Origin of the sequence: Acinetobacter sp. AG1 (assembly GCF_001005525.1) — a bacterium.
Lineage (GTDB): Bacteria > Pseudomonadota > Gammaproteobacteria > Pseudomonadales > Moraxellaceae > Acinetobacter > Acinetobacter modestus.
Genome location: NZ_LBMZ01000106.1, coordinates 45,837 through 70,184, shown reverse-complemented (window position 1 = coordinate 70,184; position 24,348 = coordinate 45,837). Strand labels below are relative to the sequence as shown.

The following is a 24,348-nucleotide window of genomic DNA, read 5'->3' as shown; positions in this document are numbered from 1 at the left end:
AAATAATTGATTTTAATAAAAAATATTAAATGAATTCATTTTAAAAGCCTTAAAGGTTTATTTTTAATGAATTTTATTTAATAATGTTTTACATGTTTTTTAAATATGAGGCGAAGTTCTATGAACATGAGTTCTCAAGATCCAAATCGAAGATTAATCAGAGAAATCACAATCATTCTTATTATTAAAGTTGTGCTTCTCATGGTGATTAAACATATCTGGTTTGATGCCCCAACGATTCCAAAAGATTTTAACAATGAAGTTGCCGAGCGTATTGCTGGCGATATGTCCAAAACTCAGGAGACACGTTGATGATTTCTGAAAGCGTGGTCGATCTTTCGCGGTTCCAATTTGCAATGACCGCAATGTATCACTTTCTTTTCGTCCCTCTAACTTTAGGTCTAGCTTTTATTCTTGCCATCATGGAAACCACTTATGTGATTTCTGGTAAAGAAATTTACAAAGACATGACCAAATTTTGGGGGAAACTCTTCGGGATTAACTTTGCCTTAGGTGTAACTACTGGTTTAACGATGGAATTCCAGTTTGGTACCAATTGGGCTTATTATTCTCATTATGTAGGCGACATCTTTGGTGCACCGCTTGCAATTGAAGGCTTAATGGCTTTCTTCCTAGAATCGACTTTTATTGGTCTATTCTTCTTTGGCTGGGATCGTCTTTCTAAAGTTCAACACTTAGGTGTAACTTGGTTAGTGGCGATTGGTTCTAACATGTCAGCCTTGTGGATTCTCATCGCAAATGGTTGGATGCAAAACCCTGTTGGTGCCGCATTTAACTATGAAACCATGCGTATGGAACTTGTAGACTTCGGAGCGTTGATTTTCAACCCTGTTGCTCAAGTTAAATTCGTTCATACCGTTTCTGCTGGTTATGTAACAGGCGCGATTTTTGTTCTTGCAATCTCAAGTTACTATTTACTAAAAAAACGTGACTTGCCGTTTGCACGTCGTTCTTTTGCGATTGCTGCAATCTTTGGTTTAGCATCAAGCTTATCTGTGATCTTACTCGGTGACGAATCAGGTTATGAGCTAGGCGATGTTCAAAAAACTAAACTCGCTGCAATCGAAGCTGAATGGCACACTGAACCTGCACCTGCTGCATTTACATTATTTGGTATTCCTAACCAACATGAGATGCGTACAGATTATGCAATTAAGATTCCATATGTTATGGGTATCATTGCAACACGTTCTACAGACAAACAAGTCACTGGCTTACATGATCTGATGAAAGAACACGAAGTACGTATCCGTAACGGTATGGTGGCTTATAGTGAGTTAGAAAAGCTTCGTGCTGGTGATCGTTCACCTGAACTCATGGCTTCATTTGCGAAAAATCAAAAAGACTTAGGTTATGGTCTGTTATTGAAAAAATATTCTCCAAATGTTGTTGATGCAACTGAGGATCATATTAAAGCAGCAACTAAAGATACAATTCCAAACGTAGCTGCATTGTTCTTCTCTTTCCGTGCGATGGTTGCTTCTGGCTTCCTGATGTTATTGCTATTCATCTTAGCAACTTGGGCTGTTGCAAAACGCAATGCAGAGAACAAACCTTGGTTACTTAAATACGCTCTATTTGCGCTTCCTCTTCCTTGGATTGCAGCTCAAACAGGTTGGTATGTAGCTGAAGGTGGTCGTCAACCGTGGTCTATTGGTGAAATCTTGCCTACACACCTCTCTGCATCAAGTGTTAGTACAGGTGATGTATGGGGATCAATTATTGCACTTGCTGCGTTCTATACAGTACTTCTCATTATTGAAATGTACTTAATGATCAAATTTGCTCGTTTAGGTCCAAGTTCGTTGCATACTGGTAAATATCATTTTGAAAAACTAGCTGCAAAAACTGGGGAGGCTCAATCATGATCGAATATGAACTCCTAAAAATTATTTGGTGGGTATTGGTTGGTGTATTACTGATTGGCTTTGCCCTCACTGATGGTTTTGATATGGGCTCAATGGCGCTGATGCCATTTGTAGGTAAAACTGATTCTGAAAGACGTGCTGCGATCAATACGATTGCACCACACTGGGATGGTAACCAAGTTTGGTTTATTACCGCTGGTGGTGCACTTTTTGCCGCATGGCCAATGGTTTATGCTGTCGCTTTCTCTGGCATGTATTGGGCATTACTACTCGTTCTATTTGCGCTATTCCTCAGACCTGTTGGATTTGACTACCGTTCTAAATTAGAAAATACCCAATGGCGTACTTCTTGGGATTGGGGTCTATGCATTGGTGGTGCTGTACCAGCACTAGTATTCGGTGTTGCATTTGGTAACTTATTTTTGGGCGTACCATTTAGCTTAGACGATACCTTACGTTCTCAATACACAGGCAGCTTCTTTGCATTATTGAATCCATTTGCGCTGATTTGCGGTATCGTGAGTTTGTCAATGTTATCTGCTCACGGCGGTGCATGGTTAATGCTTCGTACTGATGGTGATTTACATAACCGTTCGGCTAAAGCAACTCAAATTATGGCAATCGCATTCCTTGTATGTTTCTTAGCGGCTGGCGCTTGGTTATTCTTTGGAAACATCTCAGGCTATAGTTATGCTACTGCTGTTAATACTAATGCTGCATTGAACCCACTTGCAAAAGAAGTTGTAACAAATGCAAACCATGGTTGGTTGAATAACTACTCAACCTATCCAATTACTATGGCTGCACCAATTGTTGCAATCCTAGGTGCATTATTGGTTATTCTTAGTGCTGGAAAACGTAAGGCAGCTGCAAGTTTTACAGGTACGAGTCTGATGATTGTAGGTGCAATCCTAACTGCTGGTTTTGCATTATTCCCATTCTTATTGCCATCAAGTATCGACCCAACATCAAGCTTAACGATGTGGGATGCTGTTTCTAGTCACAAAACTCTTGGTGTAATGACTGTTGCTGCATGTATTTTTGTTCCTCTCATTTTGATCTATACCTCTTGGTCATATTACAAAATGTGGGGTGTCATCACTAACAAACACATTGAAGAAAATTCACATAGTTTGTACTAATGAGGAGATGTGAAATGTGGTATTTTGCATGGATTCTAGGCATTTTGATGGCATGCTTCGCAGGTGTCCTCAGTGCACTCTATATCGAACACCATCAAGATTTAGATGAGGAATAATAAAATGGCTGAAGCAATGACAACACCGAAGAATAGTAAAGCTCAAGTGCTTGCAATGACCGTTTCGTTTTTGTTGGCATTGCCACTTGCTGCTATTTTATTGGTACACCCATCATTAATGTTAGATGCCAATGGTCACTACAACCACAGTATGCTGATGCTCGTCATGGTCGGTATTTCTGGTGGTTTTATTCATGGTGTTGGGTTTATACCAAGATTTTGGTTATGGAAATGGTTATTCAGTCCTTATATTGCATGGCCTCTGATGATCTTAGGCTATTATATTTGGATTGGTAATTAATCTTTAACAAATCAAATATAAAGAGGAAGCATGGCTTCCTCTTTTTTACTTTACAAGGATATTGTCATTACAAAGTAATAACAAATTTTGAATAAAATTTCTATGATTCCGGCTATTGAAAATATTTCTAGTTTTTTTGGTATAAAACGGATTGGACAGATATACACATACTATTTGGATTATTAACTAGAATAACCGTCAGTGGCGTAAGATAGTTATTAGCAAAGAAATAAAGATAAAAAGCTTTTAAAAACCCATATGGTCTACCGCCTATTGCAATTTCATTTGTGTACTTGATATGATAAACATAAAGTTTTCTTTGTTCATTTAAGGCATCCTTTCCGTACAAACGAATAATCTCGTGACGTGCTATATTTTTTAATCCTTCATCAGATTCATACCGATAGCAACCCTTTTCTACCTCATCCATATTAGCTAATTGATAAAAGTCTCTTTGACCTAACCATAAGAAATAATAAGCGATGAATAAAATACCAAAAGTGAAAATGACGATATATTTTATTCTATTTTTTACATTTTTCATTGAATTGCTTTTTTCATTTCAACTAACTGAATTGGCACCAACGGCTGACCTACATTTGCATTTACAGGATAAGGCTCTGTATGACCTGTAATCTGATAACCACGACGCTGATAATACGCGATTAACTCAGAGCGAACATCCAAGACATACATAATTAAATCTCGAACTTCCAAACAACTCTGTGCAACATATGCTTCAACATAATTGAGCATTTGTTTGCCATATCCTAAGTTTTGAACCGATGAATCAATCGCAAAAGTTCCAATTTCAACAGAGTTATGATCAAGACTGAGTCCAATACAAGCAACTAACAAACCTTGTTCATTCTCGCCAACAAACAGTTTAAAATTTGATCGGCTCAAGTCTCCACTCAATTGCTCATTGGTAATGCGTGTTCCATCTACAAATGCTTTTTCAGTGGTCCAACTTCGGTCAGATTGAGCCCGATAAGCCAAATTGATTAATTCAACCAATTGCGCTACATCATCAATATTTGCATTTCTAATGTTTAAAGACATTTCTATTTTATACGCTCAATAAAAAACCGATGATAACATCGGTTCTTTTACAGTGGAGCAATTAGTTCGTTTGCCCTGCTAACCACGCCATAAATTTTTGACGCTCAGCTTTCGATGCTTTTTGCCACAACTCTACTAGTTGCTGATCTGTGGTTTTTATATTGCCCGATACTGCCGTTGTTGCTGTTACAGCAACAGGTGCTACATTTGTTGTCGAAGCTGCATATACGGGTGCAGGTTGATTCACGACATTATTTTTGTTTTTTTGCGTTAAATCTAAAGTACGACCTAGTAAACTGTTACCTGAAAACCACGGTTGAGCTTCATTATTTGCACCTGTTTGCTGTACTACAAGTTTTTTGCTTTGATCATATAAAGCAACCGTAGGCTGTTCAGCAAATTTTTTTGCTTCACTAAAGTCTTTTGGAGCATTTACCAGTGCCAAATTATAAGTTTGATTATCTTTTAGATCTGCTGTTTGAATTGTTACTACACCAGATTTCACAATATCGTGTTCACCATTTAAGTGTTCAAAATATTCACGATAACGAACATTTACCGTTAAGTTCCCAGGATCAACCTGATAGTTATTTTTCTTTGAAGGAATTAAACCATTATTTACTTCTTGACCATTTACCGCAAGAATCACGATTTCTTCAGGTGCAGTGATTGTGACTGCTGAAAAAACTGAACTACTCAATAATAACCCGAAAGCAGCAACACCAACTCTTAAAGACATTAGACTCTTCTCGATATAAACAATTTATGAAATCGTAAGCACTATGCTCTGCGATTATGACCATTTTATGACATAAAACAAAACTGTCTATTCCAACAATTTGGCTTTTTTAAGATATATACATCAATTCTAATGCTAAGCGCCATAGTTCTTTTGGCGAATACAAACCCTTAAATAAAAAAAGAGCACATTGAGTGCTCTTTTTAGTGATACGTATATTTACTTAGTTAAAAGTTTTGAAACGTGCAGCGTCATCCATATAGGTTTTTTCACCAGCAGCCGCTTCAATAGAACCGAATACTAACTGCGCACGTAGTTTCCAGTTTGATGGAATATCAAAAGTTTCAGCCACTTCTGCATCCACGATTGGATTATAGTGCTGTAATGATGCACCAACACCAATTTCAGATAATGCAGTCCATGTTGCGAACTGTGCAATCGCACTTGAATGTTCAGACCAAACTGGGAAGTTATCCGCATACAATGCGAATTGCTCTTGTAAGCTTTTTACAACATCTTGATCTTCATAAAATAACGCTGTACCAAAACCTGCTGAGAAACTATCAATTTTCGCGCTGGTATTTGCAAATGCTTCTGCTGGAACCATTTTACGTAAAGTTTCGCGAACAATTTCCCAAAATTTATGGTGTGATTCACCATATAAAGTTACAACACGTGAAGTTTGTGAATTGAATGATGATGGGCTTTGTTTTACTGCTTCGCGAATTGTTTCTTCAATCGTTGCTTGGTCAACTGTAAGATTTTTACCAATTGCATAAATGGTACGACGTGATTTAATGCTATTTAGAAAGTTACTCATGTTGTTATTCCTACTATACCTTTAAGGCGTTATCTTGGATTGAAGGTAGTGTATAACGATACATTTTTTAGGAATAGTCTAAAAAATATGACAGATCGTTTTATTTTTGAAACAATGCTATTTGTGAACTATAAAAAAACTCCACATTGCGTGGAGTTTTTTAACATAAACTAATTACTTATCGGTTTCAAATAATGCCGCAACAAATGATTTTGCTGAGAATGGGCGTAAATCATCAATCTTTTCACCGACACCAATATAACGAATTGGTACATGGGTACGGCTCGCGATATTAAATAACACACCACCTTTCGCTGTACCATCAAGTTTAGTAATCGTAATACCCGTTAAGCCAACTGCTTCATCAAACAGTTGTACTTGGTTAATTGCATTTTGGCCTGTCCCCGCATCTACAATTAACATAATTTCATGCGGTGCAGTTGCATCAATCTTCTGCATCACACGTTTAACTTTTTTCAATTCTTCCATAAGATTTGATTTATTTTGCAAACGACCTGCTGTATCTGCGATAAGAACATCAATACCCTTTGCACGCGCACTTTCAAAAGCATCAAAGATAACCGACGCGCTGTCAGCACCATGCCCCTGAGCGACAACTGGAATATCGTTACGTTCACCCCAAATTTGTAGTTGCTCAGTCGCTGCAGCACGGAAAGTATCACCCGCCGCAAGCATGACTTTTTTACCTTCACCTTGTAAACGTTTAGCCAATTTACCAATGGTCGTCGTTTTACCTACGCCATTTACACCCACCATTAAAATCACATAAGGCGATTTATTTGGATCGATATGTAATGGTTTGACACGTGGTGCAAGCAATGCAACCAACTCTTCTTGTAATGCTTTGTAGAGCGCATGCGAATAAATTAAGTCTCCACGTGCAGTTCTTTCAGTAAGATTCGCGATAATAGTTTTGGTCGCATCGACACCAATGTCGGCGATGAGTAGTTGTTCTTCAACTTCTTCTAATAACTCATCATCAATTTCTTTGCCACCAATTAAGATATTGACCACACCATCCGTAAAGCTACGGCGCGTTTTAGTCAAACCATCCTTCATACGACCAAAGAAACCCGTTGACTTGGCTTCTTCTGTAACAGCAGGAACAGATGTTTCTTCCACAACTACAGGTGATGGCGTTTCAACAGTATTTTTAGCTACTGGCTCAATAATGGGAACATCGACAGCAGGTAAACTTGGTAATGTGACATCGTCATCTCCGATATCGGCATTTATCAAGAATTTATTTTGCATATTCGATTGCTGTTGCATGTCGATTCCTTGAGAAAAAAAGCAGCTTTTTTAAAAGACGGTCAGTCTAGCACAAATTGATTTCTTTTTCCTGACTAAGGCAAACTGTTCATTTATAAATAGAAATGAGTCGATTAAAACTTACTCATCTTCTTGTGCCATCGCTGGGTACTCTTTGATTCGACTAGATTCAAATTGATAAGCGTTCAAAAGCTTTAAATAATCTTCACGACGAATCTGAGAATTTTCCAGTATATGTACTGCCATTTGTTGTGTTTTAGGATGACTGGCCTGCTGTGAAAAATGAAGCACCTGTTGATATTGCAAAGGATTGACAGGACGTTTCAATGCATAAAATGCAAGGATAAAAATAGACAAAATAATGATACTGACCAAAGCATTATAAAATTGGTCAATTTTCAACCCCCATTTGGATTGTAGAACTTTATGTTTAGATATAATAGACAGCATAATCTACCTCGAATTAGATGTAGTGTATGTGTCTAGCTCGCTGAGAACAAGTGTAGCGTTCAATAATTCACCACTAGTAAGTTTATTGAACGCTCATATGGCATTAATCAACTCATAAGCGAACGGACAAAGGCGAAATATAAAATGAATGCAATAATCACGAGTGTCAAAAATATAGCAAACATCCCTACACCACTTTCAGCATCAGCTGGATGTAAATCATCATCATCAGCAATACGTTTCAACTCGCCATTATAAATATCATAAAACCGATCTTTTTGTTCAGGGCTTAAATGACTTGCGAAATCGTAAACTCTTTTGCGCTGTGCTAAACAATAGTCACCTAAGTGAATCTCCTGATGAAAGATTGCCTCATCGAGTAATTTACGGTGATGATGAGCTAAAGCAATAATTTGGCTTTCTGCTGGCGGTACATCAAAGCTGAAGCCATCAATTACATTTGACATATTATTCTCCTTATCTATTTCTGTTATTTTCACTTTGATTTTACTTAAAAATATTTGCGAGAAGTGTTTAATCGTGTAAGCTTACAAATTACATAATGACACGCAATATATTTGACAATTCAAGTAATGTTGTCATAATTATTTCATAATTCAGAGTTATAGTGACTTAAGTTCAAAGTAAAGTATCTTTGAATAGAATCTGAAGTAATCATAATTAAAATAAGGAGTTATATATGATTCAGCATTTTACACAACATGAACTAGAGCATGTGTATGCTAATGCAGTAAATACAATTCAATCGCAAAAAAACTTTCTAGATGCAGTGAAAGAGCTTGAACAAGTAGCTCAAGCAGGTCACGGTAAAGCAGCATTATTTTTAGCGGAACTGTATTATCAAGGTTTTCGAGTAGAACGTGATTCTTTGAAAGCTCAATATTGGCAAAAGTTAGCAACAATGCAAGCATAAGAAAACGTCACTCAGGTGGCGTTTTTTAATACCTTCTTAAAACGTACAACATCACTCCCTCACACGATCTAACTTGCGCCGTATCAAAGCTTTGATTTACTCAGGTAGTGTTAACTTTAATAAAAATATTATTTCTAAAGTCTTTCTGAGTTGCTTTTATCTGATGCAAAGATTGAATAATCAAGATGATATTTTGACCCAAAAGAATATTTGCTTACGATTTAGATCAATTGTTTAAACATAAATGCCATATAAATTTCTTATAATTAAACATGAGTTTAAATAAAATTAGTTTACGAACATGTATCGTTTTAATAATTTCCAACCAGTATCACGCGAGTTGATGATTAAAATTTCAATTCTAAAAACAATGATGTATTGTGGCGTACTTTGGGGTTTATATCATCAAGGTTGGGCAATCAAGTCCGATCACGATGGTCATGTATTCCCATTTTGGTTGAATGGCGTACAAGCACACCGTTATGCAAAATCAAATTGGAAAAATTATAAACCACGTAAAATTACACCAAAAGATTTTCATGAATCGCTGTTACCAACCTTAACGCGTTTACAAGTAGAGCCAGCTCTATTTAATTCTTCACATCGCAAATTCAAGCTTTCGACACAACAAATGCAGCATTTCTTTTTTATGCCAGAACCAGTTATGGCGTAATAGATTTGCCCACCAATCATGATGACTTTTTAGACATTCACAAGAGAAAGTTATCATTGTTGCGCATTTAGGGCTTTGCAATTAAAAAAAATACCGTTAAGTTAAATGAAAATGACAATACAACAGAGGTAGATAAACAATGACAATCGTTGCCCAAGTCATCAAGAATAAAGCTGTACAATCAATTTTTACAATTTCACCAAATGCGACTGTACTTGAAGCAATCAAAATTATGGCAGATAAAGGCGTGGGAGCTTTAGTCGTTGCAGAAGATGAAAAACTAGTTGGGATTTTCTCGGAACGTGACTACACACGTAAAGTGACGTTGATGGAGCGTTCATCAAATACAACACCTGTGTCAGATATTATGACATCTAAAGTCATCACCGTTGGTTTAAACAATACAGTTGAAGAATGCTTGCAATTAATGACTGATCGCCATTTGCGTCACTTGCCTGTTTTAGATAAAGAAAAACTTGTTGGTTTTATTTCAATTGGTGACTTAGTCAAAGCTGCAATGGAAGATCAACGCGTTCTTATCGAACAACTTCAACAATATATTTCAGGCTAATCGCCGCAAAAAAAGGGCAATTGAAATTGCCCTTTTTTTATTGCATGACTAATACGTCATTAGGCTGATAAAAAGCCTTGAATTGCAGGTACAAGACGTTGCAACAATTCATCAGCTTGAGCTTGAGTCATGTTTAATGGCGGTAATAAACGTACCACTGAACCTGCCGTTACATTAATAATCAACTTATATTCGTCTCGTACAATAGCAACTAGTTCAGCACAATCTTTTGGTAACTGAATACCAATCATCATACCAAAACCACGCACCTGTACATTTTGATCAATCAATTTAGCTCGTAGTTGATCAACAATATAGGCTCCAACTACAGCTGCATTTTCAACGGCATTTTCATTTTCAAGCGTATCAAGTACAGTGTAAACCACACGTGAGCCAAGTACTGTACCGCCATATGTTGAACCATGGCTGCCTGCACCGAGTAAGCCTACCGCTTTACCCTGTGTCATTACTGCACCAACAGGGAAACCATTTCCTAAACCCTTCGCAGTGGTCATGACATCTGGAATAATGTTCGTATGTTGATAAGCAAAGTATTTACCTGTACGTCCATTCCCTGTTTGAATCTCATCAAGCATCATTAACCAATTATGCTGATTACATAAAGCACGAACTTCCTCAAGGTAACTAAAACCTTGCGGTGCTGTATTGACACCACCTTCACCTTGAATTGGTTCAATCAAGATTGCAACGATATCTGGATGATTGATAGCTGCTTCTTGAATCGCTTCAACATCACCAAATGGCACACGAATAAAGCCTTCAACCAAAGGGGCAAAACCTTCTTGAACTTTTTTATTACCTGTCGCAGATAATGTCGCCAAAGTACGACCGTGAAAAGATTGTTCAGCAACAATAATTTTAGGATTGCTAATGCCTTGTTTAGAACCAAATTTACGTGCAATTTTGATCGCACCTTCATTTGACTCAGCGCCACTGTTTGAGAAGAAAATCTCTTCCATTCCAGAAACTTGTGCAAGTTTTTGAGCTGCAGCAGTTTGCCAAGGAATTTCGAATAAGTTACTGGTATGCACTAAAGTTGCAGCTTGTTCCGCAATCGCTTCCGCAATCACTGGGTGTGCATGCCCTAAACCACAAACAGCAATACCTGTTAAGGCATCCAAATATTCCGTACCATCCGCTGTATATAAATACGCCCCTCGTCCTCGTACAAAGCTGATCGCTTGGCGACCATAAGTTGCCATAAGATGTGATGGTTGATCAGGTTGCACAGGAGCAAGAGTGATATTAGTCATAACAAACTCAATCTATCATTAGTTGTGGTGAAAAAAGTTATATAAGCAAAAACTTGAGTAGATTGAAAGCTCAAACTCACATTTATATAAGAAAAATCTTTAGCAATAGCCGCAAAACTGTTTTTCAGTATATAATTTATGAAGATTAGTTGAGGATCTATCTATGACGGAACAAGCGCGTGATACAGTAGCGTTAATTCGTGATCAAATTGCGAAACACCCTGTTTTACTTTACATGAAAGGCACTCCACAATTTCCGCAATGTGGTTTTTCTGCGCGTGCAGTTGAAGCACTTAGCCAAATTGGTCGCCCATTTGCCTATGTAAATATCTTGGAAAATCAAGATATTCGTACAACATTACCTCAAATTGCTAACTGGCCTACTTTCCCACAATTATGGGTAAACGGCGAGCTCATTGGTGGTAGCGATATCATGCTTGAAATGTTCCAAAATGGTGAGTTAAAACCATTAGTTGAACAGTATAGCCCTGCTCCTGAAGCATAAGCTAAAAAATGAAAGCCAATCAAATGATTGGCTTTTTTATTACAATCAGTTTTAGTTTAAGCTAAAACCAACATATCGAAACATACCTTCTACCCCTAAATCGGCTTTATAAATTTGTAGATTTGGATAGTTCGCCTGAGTGATGGTCTTATAAATATTCATACTTGGATCTTCATGAATTTCATCAACCGACTGTGGTAGAACTTCTTCAAAACGATCAGCAATAAATTCAAAACCTAAATCCATTGCCATGAATAATGTATGCTCACACGGCTGAATATACTGTTCCTGTTCCCAATCTAAAACAGCTTGATGACAATGTGGACATGCAATGTTTTGAGTCGCATCGATAACGTTTATAAGTTGGTATGACATAATTTTAAAGCATAGAAAATTTGGATTTAGTTTAAAAGAATACGATCTGTGAATCCATTCGAATAACAGGGATTTAAATTATGGCAACACTTGAACAAGCGATTTCACTAGCTGCAAAACAACATGAAGGACAAGTAGATAAAGCAAATGCTCCTTATATATTGCATCCATTAAGAGTCATGTTAAATGTTCCTACAATTGAACATAAAATTGTGGCCGTTTTACATGATATTTTAGAAGATACAGAAACAACGATTGAAGATTTATACCAATTCGGTTTTCAACAGCATATCATTGACGCAATCGTCGCGCTTACTAAAAAACAAGGAGAAACTCGTCTAGAAGCAGCTCAACGAGCGCGACAAAATCCAATCGCACGTGTTGTTAAATTAGCAGATATCAATGACAATATGGACTTATCTCGCATTCAATCACCAACAGTCAAAGATTTTGAGCGTTTGAAAGAATACCAACAGGTTCGAGATTTATTATTACTCCAAAATGTTTAATAATCTCTTTTATAATGATTCACCCTAATCACAAAAGCTGGAGTTTATAGCGTAATGCTAACGGATTTAGATGATTTTTATTGCTTTGCCCTTGTTGTCGAACATGGTGGTTTTAGTGCGGCTGAAAGAGCAACTGATATTCCTAAATCCAAATTAAGTCGCAGAGTTTATAATCTTGAAGAACAGCTGGGTGTACGCTTAATTCAACGTAGTTCACGACACTTTGCCGTTACCGATATTGGTATGGATGTTTATCGTCACGCTCAAGTGATGATGAATGCAGCTCAAGCTGCACATGATGTTGTCAATCACTTAAGTAGCGAACCACGCGGTGTAATTAAAGTCAGTGTTCCAGTTGATATTGCACAAAATCAAATGGCGAAAATATTACCGAGCTTTTTAAAGAAGTACCCTGAAGTTCGGGTTCAAATGATGGTAAGCAATCGCAGAATTGATGTAATCAACGAAGGCGTTGATCTCGCCTTACGTGTTCGCTCTAAGCTAGACGATGACCCTAATTTAGTTTTGCGTCAGTTTACAGCAATTGAACAACGTCTATTTGCTAGTCAAGCTTATTTAAATGAATTCGGTCATTTAACAACGCCAGAACAACTATCTGAGCATCGTATTATCAGTATGTCCGAAGAACATTTAGATCAACACTTTTTATTATTTGGACCTGAAAATCAACAAAAGAAAATTAAAGTAAATCCTGTCATTATGGGTTCAAATTTGTTGATGCTCGCGGAGTTGGCAAGTCAAAACTGTGGAATTGCTTTATTACCAGATAGTATTGCACAAGATTTCACAAAATCAGGGCAATTGGTCAAAGTTTTACCTGAATGGACTGCCCCACATGGTATTTTCCATGCCGTTTATCCGTCACGTAGAGGTCTATTACCCGCTGTACGAGTTTTTATCGATTATTTAGTAGAACAATTAACAGAATCACCGAATAAAAAAAGAGCTTGAATCATTCAAGCTCTTTTTCAAATACATTACACCTTTGGATAGTGTCCTGTTCCATTTGGCCAAGGCGTTAACAACTCAAAACCATCATCAGTAACAACAACCATATGTTCCCATTGCGCTGATAAGGACTTATCTTGTGTCACCACAGTCCATCCATCATTCAGTTCTTTCACATGTCGTTTGCCAGCATTCACCATCGGTTCAATCGTAAATACCATACCCTTTTTCAAGGTCATGCCCTGTCCTTTTTGACCATAATGCAAAATATTCGGCTGTTCATGATAGATACGACCAATACCATGACCGCAATATTCTCGGACGATACTATAACCTTCACGTTGCGCAACGGATTGAATTGCATGACCAATATCACCGAGTGTCGCACCAGGTTTTACGGTATGAATCCCTGCAAGCATGGCTTCATAAGTCGTTTCCACCAGTTTCTTGGCTTCTGGACTCGGCTCACCCACAAAATACATGCGGCTGGTATCCCCAAAATAACCATCTTTGATTACAGCAACATCGATATTTAATATATCGCCTTCTTGCAAAATTTTCTTTGCGGAAGGAATTGCATGACACACTTCTTCATTGACTGAGATACATGTCGTCTTGGTAAAACCGTGATAGCCCACATTGGCTGGAATCACCTGCAAAGTATTTACGATATAGTCGTTGCAAATATCGTCTAAATATTCAGTTGAAACGCCGGGCTTAATATAATCATCAATCATTTCTAATACTTGTGCCGCTAAACGTCCTGAGATACGTAATTTCTCAATATCTTGCTCAGATTTAATCGTCACAGTAGAAGCTCTCATTCGAGATTTTCCTTATTTAAATATAGGTTAATGCAACATGCAGATTCATTTTTGTACTGCATCTCGTATTTCAACAGTTGTACGCTGTCGTACAGAAATCTTCAATCGTTTTAAGATTGAACGGTTGCTATTATTTTACATTTAATTTCAATCAGCATCATAGTAAAAAAGTATAAAGGACTATATTTTTTACTTTTAAAATCTTTTCAATAGATTAAGTTTACCAATGCTAATTATATGATTTTAATCAGTTCTTATTAGACAAAAATAAACCAAATTTCACATAAAATTAGTTTCAAATGACTACAAATTTGTTCTAGAATTCGCACTTTTATTTTATACCTCCCTTTTATGAACCATCTTCGTACAGGAGATATTATTGCTCTCGGTTTCATGACCTTTGCACTCTTCATCGGTGCAGGCAATATTATTTTCCCCCCTATTGTTGCACAACAAGCAGGTGAGCATGTTTGGCTCGCTGCTTTTGGATTCTTAATTACCGCAGTCGGTCTACCTGTAATTACCATTATGGCTTTGTCTCGTATGCAAGGCTCTATTGAAATTATCAGCTCACCACTTGGACGCTTTTTTAGCCTACTCCTCACGATTGTTTGTTATTTGTCTGTTGGGCCATTATTTGCTACACCACGTACTGCAACTGTTTCTTATGAAATAGGATTTGCTCCTTATTTTGGTACCTCAAATAGCAGTCTACTGATTTATAGTGTTATTTATTTTACACTTGTCACTGCGATTTCGCTTTATCCGAATAAATTGTTAGATACAGTAGGTCACTTCTTAGCTCCTTTAAAAATTGCTGCTCTAGCGGTTCTTGGTATTGCAGCAATCCTTATCCCTACTGGCTATATTTCTCCACCAATCCATAAGTATGTGACTAGCCCAGTTTCTGAAGGCTTCGTAAACGGCTATTTAACTATGGATACTTTGGGTGCCTTAGTGTTCGGTATTGTGATTATTCAAGCGATTCAGTCTCGCGGAGTAACAGATTCAAAGCTGATCACCAAATATGCGATTATCGCGAGTTTAATTGCTGGCGTAGGTTTAACGCTAGTATATATAAGCCTATTTAAACTTGGATTAGGTAGCCATGAAGTTGCGGCGAATGCGGTGAATGGTGCTGTGATTCTGCATGCTTATGTACAACACGCTTTCGGTGATCTAGGTTCGTTGTTTTTAGCTGGTTTGATTTTTCTAGCCTGTATGGTAACTGCAATTGGTCTTACCTGTGCATGTGCAGAATACTTCACTGAATTAACAGGGTTACCGTATAAATTATTAGTTTTTATCTTAATTGGATTTTCATTATTAATTTCTAATTTAGGTTTAACAAAACTAATTGCGTTCTCTGTTCCAGTGTTAAGTGCAATTTATCCACCAGCGATTGTTGTGATTATGATGAGTTTCTTCTGGAAATATTGGAATAAACCTTCAACTGTCGTGAGCTCTGTTACTGCTGTTGCTTTTCTTTTTGGCATTATCGAAGCACTCAAAGCGGCTGGATTCTCTGAACAACTCCCTCAATTCATTAATAATTTACCGTTGAATGAACAGAACCTTGCTTGGTTATTGCCTTCATTGGTTGTACTCGTTATCGCAATTGCTGTAGATCGATTCTCTAGCAATACTGCTTCTCAAAATTAAAATGATTTGTCGTTAAAATGATGTTTTACCCAAACATAATTTTAGCTATACAAAAAATGTTCTTTTATCCAACTTACATTTTTTGTTTACGACAAATTATTTTTTATCTTATTTTTATCTACCTCTACTCTTATTATTCACACTGTATTTGATCTGAATCACAAAGGCATCTTTTCAGCAACTTTTTCAAATTGTAAAAAACCCACACCACTATTCATAATAAAAATAACCTTAATACACCCAAAAAATATTCAATCTACATAGAAATCAATACATTCATAAATTTATTTAAAAAATAGTCAAATTAGCTATTGAAATACTGAAAAAATCAAAGTACAACTTTAATATTAATTCTGACAAAAACGATTAGGTTTTGTCATCACTACTCAAGGAGGGATGGAGATGTTCTCATTACATTTCAACAAGCAAGTCTTCATTGACACTCTAAAGACCAATGATTCCATCGTATATGCAATTACGACACTCGCTTTAATGGCGACGCTGTTATTGCAAGGCACTATTAAGGGTAACTTAAAACCTGAATATTTTGCATACGCTTTAATCGTGTCTTTAGCCTTTTGTACGTGGGGGATTATTGATCGAAAGTTTCGACAGATAAGTGCTGAACGCCAAAAGAATTTTTAACAAAAGAAATGGATGAGTAATCATCCATTTTTCTAACTGGTAAATTTTAAGATTGTTCCTAATAATAATACTGCTGTAGCACCTAATTCGACTATTATTAAATTCAACATTAAAAATGTCATACACCATCTTGGAATCGACCACTGCCCCAACTTATGCGGTTGCTTAAACTGATTTGTTGTATCTTTTAGCATTCCATGAATGATATAAACCAAAATCGACATTGAGAAAAAGAATAAATTCGCCACAACGCAAAATAGACTCAAACTGTCCGATAAACTTGTAAAATAACTTAATGCAGCCAAGATTAAACTCGCAGCGGCATAAAGCAAACTACTGCGATGTGCAATATCGACATAATAATGTGCGCGTGCAAGCTCTGTATTTCTAATTTGATAATACTTCCAAACGCCAGTTAGCATCCCTACCCAAAGAAATATTCCACTAAAAATGATCGCCAATTTGGTTGCACTTGTTAAAATTAACATTCCCTTTTCCCCAAATGGTTTTTCCCAAAAGAGCTATATTACATAAAATTTGACTTTTAAGTCATTTTTTAAACGGGTTTCTTTTTAGAACTTGTATAAACTGGAAATATGTCCAGACAAGAGTATTTCTCAAATGACTACATTTGAATCATTTTGGATCAGTTGTAAAGATGGTTACCAGCTTGCAGCACAGTATTATCCAGCAAGCGATGCCACTAAACCGTTTCCGATTCTAATTTGTCCAGCAACAGGTATTACCAAAGGTTTTTATCACTCATTTGCTGAATGGTTAAATCAACAAGGCTATAAGGTCTTAAGTTTTGACTTTAGAGGAATAGGTCAATCTTTACATGGGGCACTTAAAGATTCGAATGCCAGTATCAATGATTGGGGTTTGTTAGATATCCCAGCAGCCATCGAAACGCTCTTGAATCGCGCTCAAGCTAAACAAGTGATTATTTTGGGACATAGTGCCGGTGGTCAATTACTTGGAATCAATCCTAACCATCAAAAAGTTGCTAAAGTTGTCGCAATCGCTGGTTCAACGGGTCATGTAAAAGGCTTAAAAGGAAAAACTAAACTTCTTGCTCCATTAATGTTTAATGTCATTTTTCCAGTATCCAGTGCTATTAAAGGATACGGCGCAACACAATTTATTGGTATGGGTGAAAATTTACCTAAAAATGTAGCAAAACAATGGGCTGAATTTTGCAGTCAACCTGGTTATGTCATGAATGCAATTGGTAAAAGTATTTTTGATGATTATCATCAAGAGATTGTTTGTCCGATTACATCAATTTGGGCAAGTGATGATGAAATCGCAACACAGGCAAATGTTAAAGATTTACTCAGACTTTATCCTAATGCTAAAACCAACTTGATTGAATTGAAACCACAACAATATGGTTACAAACAAATTGGACATATGCTGATGTTCAAAAAATCACATCAGAAATTATGGCCCGTATTAGAAAAAGAATTGAGAATGTAATCCCTAGACTCACAGCTTTACCCTTTTGCGCATCTAAATTTGTAATCCTATTTAGATGTGCCTTTTTAATTTACAATTACTTACACAAACCATAGATGTTATAACTAGGTAGAAATTTTTTACAATGAATTATTTTTTAACAATATAAAATTAAATAATAAAACTACATTTGTATTCTTTTTAAGCAAATTAGTTAACTAATAGTGATTAAATGTGATAAAGAATGTATTTATTCAACTTTTTTAGCAGCACTATGAATTTTAATTTTTAACCAAATGTTAAATTCAAATATATGTATTTAATTTATTTTTTCGATTATTTTATTTTACAAATGTAATAATTTTAAAACTATATGACATTTTAGACAGAATCTTTTAGAAAAAAGTCACGTCATAATTTGTATTTATTTTCTACAATACATTTGTTCTACAAATAAGCTACAATGCAACACTGTAGAAATACAATTGGGGTAAGATGGATAGGTAAGACCATCATTAATAACAGTTTTATGTAGTTTACATGATGATACCCCTATCCTAAGCAAAGATGGTTATACAACCATTTTTAGGAAGATTTGTTATAAATGGAATGTTAGAAAAATTAGATTTAATCATTTTTCTAGCGTATAAATTGTAGACATTTCATGGAATCTAGGAGTTGCATCTAACAACTCTGTGTAACAAGCATAGGAAATAACTTAATGCCTAAAAAATATGCGCGTTTTTTACCTACATCAGAAACTTTTAACTTAGAAGACTTTCCTTATTTCTGGATTTCTCAAGTAAATGCACAGTACGTTCAAAATATCGATAACGTACTTAAGAAGTATGGTTTAGACAACTCTCGCCGTCGTATTTTAATTGCATTGAATGTCAAACCACATGCAAGCGTGTCTGAACTTTCAGACATGGTGATTTCTAAAATGTCTACAACCACCAAGATCGTATATCGCCTTAAAGATGAGGGATATATTGAAACTTATTCATGTAAAGAAGATGGTCGTATTACCCGCGTTTATCTTACTGATAAGGGTACAGAAATGATCACTAAAATTAATGATCTAACCTCTGTAATATTAGAACAATCATTTGATGGATTAACGCCGTTGCAAATCGAAAAGACGATGGAAATTTTAAAACATATGTTTAAAAATCTTGCTCGTTGATTAATAAAATATATAAAAAGGTTTCTTGTTAGAAACCTTTTTTATTTAGAAAAGATCAAACATATTTAACTGAGGTGTTTGTTTTGCTATTTTTGCCTTAGGTACATGTGAACATTCAAACTCTTCGACTGGAAACCCTTGCATAAATTGAATCATTTGATGTGGTTGTTTTAAACTGAGCCAATCATCAAGACGATCATGTGGAATGATGACAATTGATCTTTTTATATCACCAGGTTCATGAAATTCTTTCATCATCGGATGGTCGACCGCGTCCATTGTGAGCATCGCTGCTGAACGAATAATTTGATTATTGATTTTACAAATTTCATAAAGTGCAGCAATAAAAAAGGCTCTGCCATCTTTACGCCGTACACCCCATCGTTGAGGTTTATTTTCAATATATTTACTTTCATAAAACTCAGTGACTGGAATTACACCGAACTTGCATTTATAAGCTGCCTCCTGAAAGCTTGGTTTCTCAAAAATGGTCTCATGTCTAGCATTATAAGCACGCTTAGAGCTGTTAATATCCTCGGCCCATTTCGGCACTAAACCAAATAATACTTCTCGCCACTCCAATCCATGTTCAGATTTAAATAATAATGGTGTTTTATAACTTGGATACACCTCATCAGTATAGTCAAAAGGAACAAGCGGAAGCTCTAGTTGCTTTAATTGCTCTAATGTTATTGGTTTGTAGTTAGCACACATCGTGAAATCTATCTATATTTAGTCATTAATTTTTTTAAAAGCTACGCAAAAACGCCAATACATCATGATTTGCATAAATATCGAAAGGAATAATGTTACCCAACTCTGATAAGGTTTAATTAGCTCTGGAATTTGATTCGCATCAATAAACCTTGCAGCAAAAATGAAACCAATAACTATTAAAAGAAAAAACAACAAATAGGCTAAAAGCAGTTTCACGCCAATCGGTAAAAAAATACAAATTAAACGATTAAGAAACTGGTTTCCGTCATTCCCACCATTTGCTGTAAAACAAAGATTCATACCTATGATGAGCATCATTAAACTGATGACTATATCAATAATGCTTGGTACGACATCAACAACAGGTGAAAAACGCATAGCAAACATCATCAAACAAGTTACAGATGCACTCACCAAATAATAGTTTTTGTAATCTCTATCAGCTAAACGTTCATTTTTTAAATCATCTATTAATTTATTGGTATTCCAAAAATACATTTTTTCTCTCTATTTATAAAAAAAGAGGCATCTATAACATAGATACCTCTTATTAGTCTAACCAGTGATCTTAATCACCTGTATAGCCTTTAAGTTTTAAACGTGCAGCGTGTAACAATGGCTCTGTATAACCAGATGGTTGCTCAGCACCTTTGAAGATCAAATCAGCAGCAGCTTGGAATGCGATACCATCAAAATTTGGTGCCATCGGTGTATAAAGTGGATCATTGGCATTTTGCTGATCAACAATCACAGCCATACGTTTAAGCACTTCTTCAACTTGTTCTTTCGTTACGATACCGTGACGCAACCAGTTTGCAACATGCTGAGAAGAAATACGTAAAGTTGCACGATCTTCCATTAAACCAACGTTGTTGATGTCTGGAACTTTAGAACAACCTACACCTAGATCAACCCAACGTACAACATAACCCAAGATACCTTGACAGTTATTTTCAAGTTCGTTATTCAACTCTTCAGCAGTCCAGTTTGTTTCTGGTGCAAAAGGAGGCGTTAACAAATCATCTAAAGTCAACATATCTTCAGCAGCCAATTCGTCTTGACGTGCTTTTACATTGATTTGATGATAATGCATTGCGTGAAGTACAGCACCTGTAGGTGATGGAACCCATGCACAAGAAGCACCCGCATTTGGATGAGCTGTCTTAGTCGCCAACATATCTTTCATACTATCTGGTTTTGGCCACATGCCTTTACCAATTTGCGCTTTACCTTGTAAACCACAAGCCAAACCAATTGCAACGTTACGATTTTCGTAAGAAGCAATCCATTTCTGAGCTTTAACAGCTTCTTTACGTACCATTGGCGCTGCTTCCATAGACGTATGGATTTCATCACCCGTACGATCCATGAAACCAGTATTAATGAAAATAGTACGGTCTTTTGCAGCAGCGATACAGTTTTTCAAATTAACTGAAGTACGACGTTCTTCATCCATGATACCAATTTTGAGAGTTTTTGCAGGTAAACCGAGTGCTTGTTCTGCACGCTCAAATAACTCAACTGCAAATGCCACTTCTTCTGGACCATGCATTTTTGGTTTAACGATATACATAGAACCTTTACGAGAGTTCTTATTTTCGTTTTCGCCACGAATATCTGCAATTGTAAGTAATGGAGTAACTAATGCATCCATAATACCTTCAAATACTTCTTGGCCTTCTACAAGGATCGCTGGGTTAGTCATTAAATGACCAACGTTACGAAGAAGCATTAATGAACGACCATGTAGCGTTGTAGTACCGCCAATTAAGTTCTGAACTGTACGATCTTTGTTTAATGCACGAGTAATGGTTTTACCATTTTTCTCGATTGACTCTTGCAAGTCACCCTTCATTAAACCTAACCAGTTACGATAGCCTTCAACTTTTTCTTCTGCATCAACAGCTGCAACAGAGTCTTCTAAATCCTGAATCGTTGTAATAGCAGCTTCTAAAGTTAAATCTTTAACACCAGCCGCATCAGTTTTACCAATTGGGCTATTTGCATCGATATCGATAATAACGTGCAAACCATTATTTAATAAAACGATTTCAGTTGGGTTTGCAGCATCGCCATTAAAGCCAACAAATTGAGCTTCATGAGCCAAAGAGGTTGTTGAACCATCCTTTAAAGTCACAACTAAACGATTGTGATCAACTGCATACTTAGTTGCATCGGCATGAGAGCCTTGAGCAAGTGGGAATGTTTGATTAAGGAAATCTTTAGCGAAAGCAATTACCTTATCGCCACGCACTGGGTTATAGCCTTTACCTTTCTCTGCACCATTTTCTTCAGAAATTACATCTGTACCGTAAAGTGCATCGTATAATGAACCCCAACGTGCATTCGCAGCATTTAAGCAATAGCGTGCGTTACGTACTGGCACAACAAGCTGAGGGCCAGCTAATAATGCAATTTCTTCGTCTACATTTTCAGTCGTGACTTGGAAATCAGCAACTTCTGGTACTAAGTAACCAATCTCAGTTAAAAATGCTTTATACGCATTTAACTCAAATTCATTATTACGATGCCATTCATCAATCTTAGCTTGAATTTCATCACGCTTAGCTAATAGTGCTTTATTCTTTGGGCTAAGATCGACAACGACTTGCTCGAAATTTTTCCAGTAAGTTTCACTGTCTAAACCAGAGCCTGGTAAAGCTTCATTTTCGATGAAATCGTAAAGTTCTTTAGCAATCGCTAGCTTGCCTTGTTGAATACGTACAGTCATTGTCTTTCCTGATGATGCTAACTTTTTATAACAAGAAACCTAGTATACCGATTTATACTAGCCTGAATAGTAATATCACATTGCTAAATAGTAAGCATTTTCTTAGTTTAAGTATTGACAAATATAATTTTTATAAACACCAAAACCAAGTTTGGATCTAGCTACTCCTATTCTGTGACATACTCACTTTTTAAAACTCATTTAGTTATAACAAAATTCAATTAAGAATAAAGCTTTCTCTATATAAATTTATAAAAAAGGCATTCCTGAGAATGCCTTTATAATTTATGAAGTTTTTGAAACTTGAATTTGACGATGCTCTGAATGCAGATAATCATCGGATTGCATTTCTAATAAACGTGAACGTGTTCGTTCAATTTCAAATGCTAATTTCTCACCTTCATAAAGATCAATAATTGAATCTTCTGAGGTTAAAAGTAATTTCACGCCACGATCATAAAACTCATCCACTAAATAAATAAAGCGACGGGTTCCTTCTGAGAGAAAATCAGTTAAATGCGGCACGTTACTTACCAGTACCGTATTGTAAATATTAGCAATTTCAATGAAGTCAGCTGGACTACGTGGTTTAAAACATAACTCAGAGAATTCACACCACAATACATCTTCTGTATGCCCAAGCGTTTCTACAATACGATTGTTAATCATAATAGGTGTATTAGAGAGCGTTTGGGTGTGTGTCAGCGCTTGAAAACGCTCATACATCCATGATTGAGCATCATTACTCAATGGATGCTTGAATAATTGAGCCTGCTTTAAAACACGCAAACGATAATCAACACCAGCATCTACATTCAGAACCGTACAGTTTTTCTGAACCAATTCAATTGTTGGCATAAAACGATCACGATGAATACCATTTTTATAGAGACCTTCTGGTGCAATGTTAGAAGTCGCAATAAGGGTAATTCCACGTTCAAATAGCTTCTGGAACAAATCACTTAAAATCATTGCATCAGTGACATTCGATACAAAGAATTCATCAAAACAAATAACAACCGCATTTTTATAAATTTGATCCGCAACAGAATCCAAAGGATTACGTTGGCCAGAAAGCTTATTCAACTCTTTATGGACATGTTGCATAAAATGGTGAAAATGCATGCGTGTTTTGCGGCGAAATGGAACTGATTCATAAAATTGATCCATCAACCATGTTTTCCCACGCCCTACGCCACCCCACATATATACCCCTTTTGGATAGGTTTGACGACGGAAACGTCTAAACGCTTTCTTTGAGGCTTTATAACGAGTAAGCAACTCTTTCCATACTCGATCTAACTCTTGCACTGCCTGAGCTTGAGCTTCATCTGGCATGAATTGACCTGATTCGATTGCTTGAGCATAACGCTCCGCAGGTGAGATCGGCATAAATGAAGTGCTATGTGAGTCTGGTTTAGAATTTAACATAAGGTGTTATTACAATTTTAATTGGTGAAAATTATATCGAACATTAAGTCCAAAGGCATTAGATTTTAGGCT

General features: G+C 36.4%; 30 protein-coding genes. 15 read left to right on the top strand and 15 right to left on the bottom strand.

The annotated features are described in order from the left end of the window. Positions 1-120: 120 nt before the first annotated feature. From cydP to AAV96_RS07565, 5 genes are read left to right on the top strand one after another with little or no spacing between them, the layout of a single operon-like run. Positions 121-312 (top strand): cytochrome oxidase putative small subunit CydP, encoded by a 192-nt coding sequence (gene cydP, locus AAV96_RS07585; protein WP_004662308.1) that lies wholly within the window; start codon positions 121-123, stop codon positions 310-312. Next, a complete protein-coding gene (locus AAV96_RS07580) occupies positions 312-1,889 on the top strand; it encodes a cytochrome ubiquinol oxidase subunit I (RefSeq protein WP_004662309.1) in 1,578 nt (525 codons plus the stop codon). The genes cydP and AAV96_RS07580 overlap by 1 nt, the downstream gene beginning before the upstream one ends. Then, positions 1,886-3,031 carry a cytochrome d ubiquinol oxidase subunit II gene (cydB, locus tag AAV96_RS07575; protein WP_004662310.1) on the top strand — a complete coding sequence of 382 codons (1,146 nt, stop codon included), beginning with the start codon at positions 1,886-1,888 and terminating at the stop codon, positions 3,029-3,031. Before AAV96_RS07580 ends, cydB begins: the two co-directional genes overlap by 4 nt. Before the next feature lie 14 nt (positions 3,032-3,045). Further along, positions 3,046-3,147, top strand: coding sequence for a cytochrome bd-I oxidase subunit CydX (gene cydX, locus AAV96_RS17955; protein ID WP_002120988.1), 102 nt, complete (start codon positions 3,046-3,048; stop codon positions 3,145-3,147). 4 nt (positions 3,148-3,151) lie between these two features. After that, the gene (locus AAV96_RS07565; RefSeq protein WP_005160016.1) at positions 3,152-3,448 is read left to right on the top strand and encodes a cyd operon YbgE family protein; all 297 of its coding nucleotides are present in this window, start codon (positions 3,152-3,154) and stop codon (positions 3,446-3,448) included. Between the two features lie 127 nt (positions 3,449-3,575). Here the strand turns inward: AAV96_RS07565 and AAV96_RS07560 are convergent, their stop codons facing one another. From AAV96_RS07560 to AAV96_RS07530, 7 genes are all read right to left on the bottom strand, one after another. Then, complete coding sequence (locus AAV96_RS07560) at positions 3,576-3,992, bottom strand: hypothetical protein (protein ID WP_046738868.1); 417 nt, start codon at positions 3,990-3,992, stop codon at positions 3,576-3,578. Continuing rightward, positions 3,989-4,510, bottom strand: coding sequence for a GNAT family N-acetyltransferase (locus tag AAV96_RS07555; protein ID WP_046738867.1), 522 nt, complete (start codon positions 4,508-4,510; stop codon positions 3,989-3,991). The genes AAV96_RS07560 and AAV96_RS07555 overlap by 4 nt, the downstream gene beginning before the upstream one ends. Before the next feature lie 61 nt (positions 4,511-4,571). Continuing rightward, the gene (locus AAV96_RS07550) at positions 4,572-5,249 is read right to left on the bottom strand and encodes a DUF2057 domain-containing protein (protein WP_046738866.1); all 678 of its coding nucleotides are present in this window, start codon (positions 5,247-5,249) and stop codon (positions 4,572-4,574) included. Between the two features lie 223 nt (positions 5,250-5,472). After that, complete coding sequence (locus tag AAV96_RS07545) at positions 5,473-6,069, bottom strand: nitroreductase family protein (RefSeq protein ID WP_046738865.1); 597 nt, start codon at positions 6,067-6,069, stop codon at positions 5,473-5,475. Between the two features lie 174 nt (positions 6,070-6,243). Then, complete coding sequence (gene ftsY, locus AAV96_RS07540; protein ID WP_046738864.1) at positions 6,244-7,362, bottom strand: signal recognition particle-docking protein FtsY; 1,119 nt, start codon at positions 7,360-7,362, stop codon at positions 6,244-6,246. Between the two features lie 120 nt (positions 7,363-7,482). Next, a complete protein-coding gene (locus AAV96_RS07535) occupies positions 7,483-7,812 on the bottom strand; it encodes a hypothetical protein (protein ID WP_046738863.1) in 330 nt (109 codons plus the stop codon). 107 nt (positions 7,813-7,919) lie between these two features. Then, positions 7,920-8,279: a hypothetical protein gene (locus tag AAV96_RS07530; protein ID WP_004662318.1), complete on the bottom strand. Its 360-nt coding sequence runs from the start codon at positions 8,277-8,279 to the stop codon at positions 7,920-7,922. A gap of 233 nt (positions 8,280-8,512) precedes the next feature. On the opposite strand from AAV96_RS07530, the gene AAV96_RS07525 reads away from it, so the two are divergent. The 3 genes from AAV96_RS07525 to AAV96_RS07515 all read left to right on the top strand — a co-directional run bounded on the left by AAV96_RS07525 (position 8,513) and on the right by AAV96_RS07515 (position 9,990). After that, on the top strand, positions 8,513-8,746 hold the full coding sequence (locus AAV96_RS07525) for a hypothetical protein (RefSeq protein ID WP_004662320.1): 234 nt from the start codon (positions 8,513-8,515) through the stop codon (positions 8,744-8,746). Between the two features lie 301 nt (positions 8,747-9,047). After that, positions 9,048-9,419, top strand: a complete 372-nt coding sequence (locus tag AAV96_RS07520) for a DUF2750 domain-containing protein (RefSeq protein ID WP_004662322.1) — start codon at positions 9,048-9,050, stop codon at positions 9,417-9,419. Positions 9,420-9,558: 139 nt separating this feature from the next. Further along, a complete protein-coding gene (locus tag AAV96_RS07515; RefSeq protein WP_004662324.1) occupies positions 9,559-9,990 on the top strand; it encodes a CBS domain-containing protein in 432 nt (143 codons plus the stop codon). A gap of 59 nt (positions 9,991-10,049) precedes the next feature. On the opposite strand, the gene AAV96_RS07510 is transcribed toward AAV96_RS07515, so the two are convergent. Next, complete coding sequence (locus tag AAV96_RS07510; RefSeq protein ID WP_046738862.1) at positions 10,050-11,264, bottom strand: aspartate aminotransferase family protein; 1,215 nt, start codon at positions 11,262-11,264, stop codon at positions 10,050-10,052. A 163-nt stretch (positions 11,265-11,427) separates the two neighbouring features. On the opposite strand from AAV96_RS07510, the gene grxD reads away from it, so the two are divergent. Further along, positions 11,428-11,769 (top strand): Grx4 family monothiol glutaredoxin, encoded by a 342-nt coding sequence (gene grxD, locus AAV96_RS07505; RefSeq protein ID WP_004662328.1) that lies wholly within the window; start codon positions 11,428-11,430, stop codon positions 11,767-11,769. Between the two features lie 51 nt (positions 11,770-11,820). Here grxD and AAV96_RS07500 read toward each other — a convergent pair whose 3' ends face one another. Next, positions 11,821-12,144 carry a hypothetical protein gene (locus AAV96_RS07500; protein ID WP_005216424.1) on the bottom strand — a complete coding sequence of 108 codons (324 nt, stop codon included), beginning with the start codon at positions 12,142-12,144 and terminating at the stop codon, positions 11,821-11,823. An 80-nt stretch (positions 12,145-12,224) separates the two neighbouring features. On the opposite strand from AAV96_RS07500, the gene AAV96_RS07495 reads away from it, so the two are divergent. Together AAV96_RS07495 and AAV96_RS07490 are read left to right on the top strand one after the other, a co-directional pair. Further along, complete coding sequence (locus AAV96_RS07495; RefSeq protein ID WP_046738861.1) at positions 12,225-12,653, top strand: guanosine-3',5'-bis(diphosphate) 3'-pyrophosphohydrolase; 429 nt, start codon at positions 12,225-12,227, stop codon at positions 12,651-12,653. 54 nt (positions 12,654-12,707) lie between these two features. After that, the gene (locus AAV96_RS07490) at positions 12,708-13,625 is read left to right on the top strand and encodes a LysR family transcriptional regulator (protein WP_005216426.1); all 918 of its coding nucleotides are present in this window, start codon (positions 12,708-12,710) and stop codon (positions 13,623-13,625) included. Between the two features lie 26 nt (positions 13,626-13,651). Here AAV96_RS07490 and map read toward each other — a convergent pair whose 3' ends face one another. Next, entirely contained in the window at positions 13,652-14,446 is a 795-nt protein-coding gene (map, locus tag AAV96_RS07485; protein WP_046738860.1) for a type I methionyl aminopeptidase, read from the bottom strand. Positions 14,447-14,797: 351 nt separating this feature from the next. Between map and brnQ the strand changes: the two genes are divergently transcribed. Together brnQ and AAV96_RS07475 are read left to right on the top strand one after the other, a co-directional pair. Next, positions 14,798-16,108: a branched-chain amino acid transport system II carrier protein gene (gene brnQ, locus AAV96_RS07480; RefSeq protein WP_046738859.1), complete on the top strand. Its 1,311-nt coding sequence runs from the start codon at positions 14,798-14,800 to the stop codon at positions 16,106-16,108. Positions 16,109-16,510: 402 nt separating this feature from the next. Continuing rightward, on the top strand, positions 16,511-16,753 hold the full coding sequence (locus AAV96_RS07475) for a hypothetical protein (protein ID WP_005216429.1): 243 nt from the start codon (positions 16,511-16,513) through the stop codon (positions 16,751-16,753). 32 nt (positions 16,754-16,785) lie between these two features. On the opposite strand, the gene AAV96_RS07470 is transcribed toward AAV96_RS07475, so the two are convergent. Further along, on the bottom strand, positions 16,786-17,241 hold the full coding sequence (locus AAV96_RS07470; protein ID WP_005216430.1) for a hypothetical protein: 456 nt from the start codon (positions 17,239-17,241) through the stop codon (positions 16,786-16,788). 133 nt (positions 17,242-17,374) lie between these two features. On the opposite strand from AAV96_RS07470, the gene AAV96_RS07465 reads away from it, so the two are divergent. Together AAV96_RS07465 and AAV96_RS07460 are read left to right on the top strand one after the other, a co-directional pair. Further along, positions 17,375-18,232 (top strand): alpha/beta fold hydrolase, encoded by an 858-nt coding sequence (locus AAV96_RS07465; protein ID WP_046738858.1) that lies wholly within the window; start codon positions 17,375-17,377, stop codon positions 18,230-18,232. A gap of 700 nt (positions 18,233-18,932) precedes the next feature. Then, positions 18,933-19,397: a MarR family winged helix-turn-helix transcriptional regulator gene (locus AAV96_RS07460; protein WP_004662340.1), complete on the top strand. Its 465-nt coding sequence runs from the start codon at positions 18,933-18,935 to the stop codon at positions 19,395-19,397. A gap of 45 nt (positions 19,398-19,442) precedes the next feature. On the opposite strand, the gene AAV96_RS07455 is transcribed toward AAV96_RS07460, so the two are convergent. The 4 genes from AAV96_RS07455 to zapE all read right to left on the bottom strand — a co-directional run bounded on the left by AAV96_RS07455 (position 19,443) and on the right by zapE (position 24,276). Next, positions 19,443-20,111 carry an SOS response-associated peptidase gene (locus AAV96_RS07455; RefSeq protein WP_046738857.1) on the bottom strand — a complete coding sequence of 223 codons (669 nt, stop codon included), beginning with the start codon at positions 20,109-20,111 and terminating at the stop codon, positions 19,443-19,445. Between the two features lie 18 nt (positions 20,112-20,129). Then, complete coding sequence (locus AAV96_RS07450; RefSeq protein ID WP_046738856.1) at positions 20,130-20,612, bottom strand: hypothetical protein; 483 nt, start codon at positions 20,610-20,612, stop codon at positions 20,130-20,132. Positions 20,613-20,682: 70 nt separating this feature from the next. Further along, the gene (locus tag AAV96_RS07445) at positions 20,683-22,845 is read right to left on the bottom strand and encodes a malate synthase G (protein WP_005216435.1); all 2,163 of its coding nucleotides are present in this window, start codon (positions 22,843-22,845) and stop codon (positions 20,683-20,685) included. A gap of 285 nt (positions 22,846-23,130) precedes the next feature. Continuing rightward, on the bottom strand, positions 23,131-24,276 hold the full coding sequence (gene zapE / locus AAV96_RS07440) for a cell division protein ZapE (RefSeq protein ID WP_046738855.1): 1,146 nt from the start codon (positions 24,274-24,276) through the stop codon (positions 23,131-23,133). Positions 24,277-24,348 lie beyond the last annotated feature (72 nt).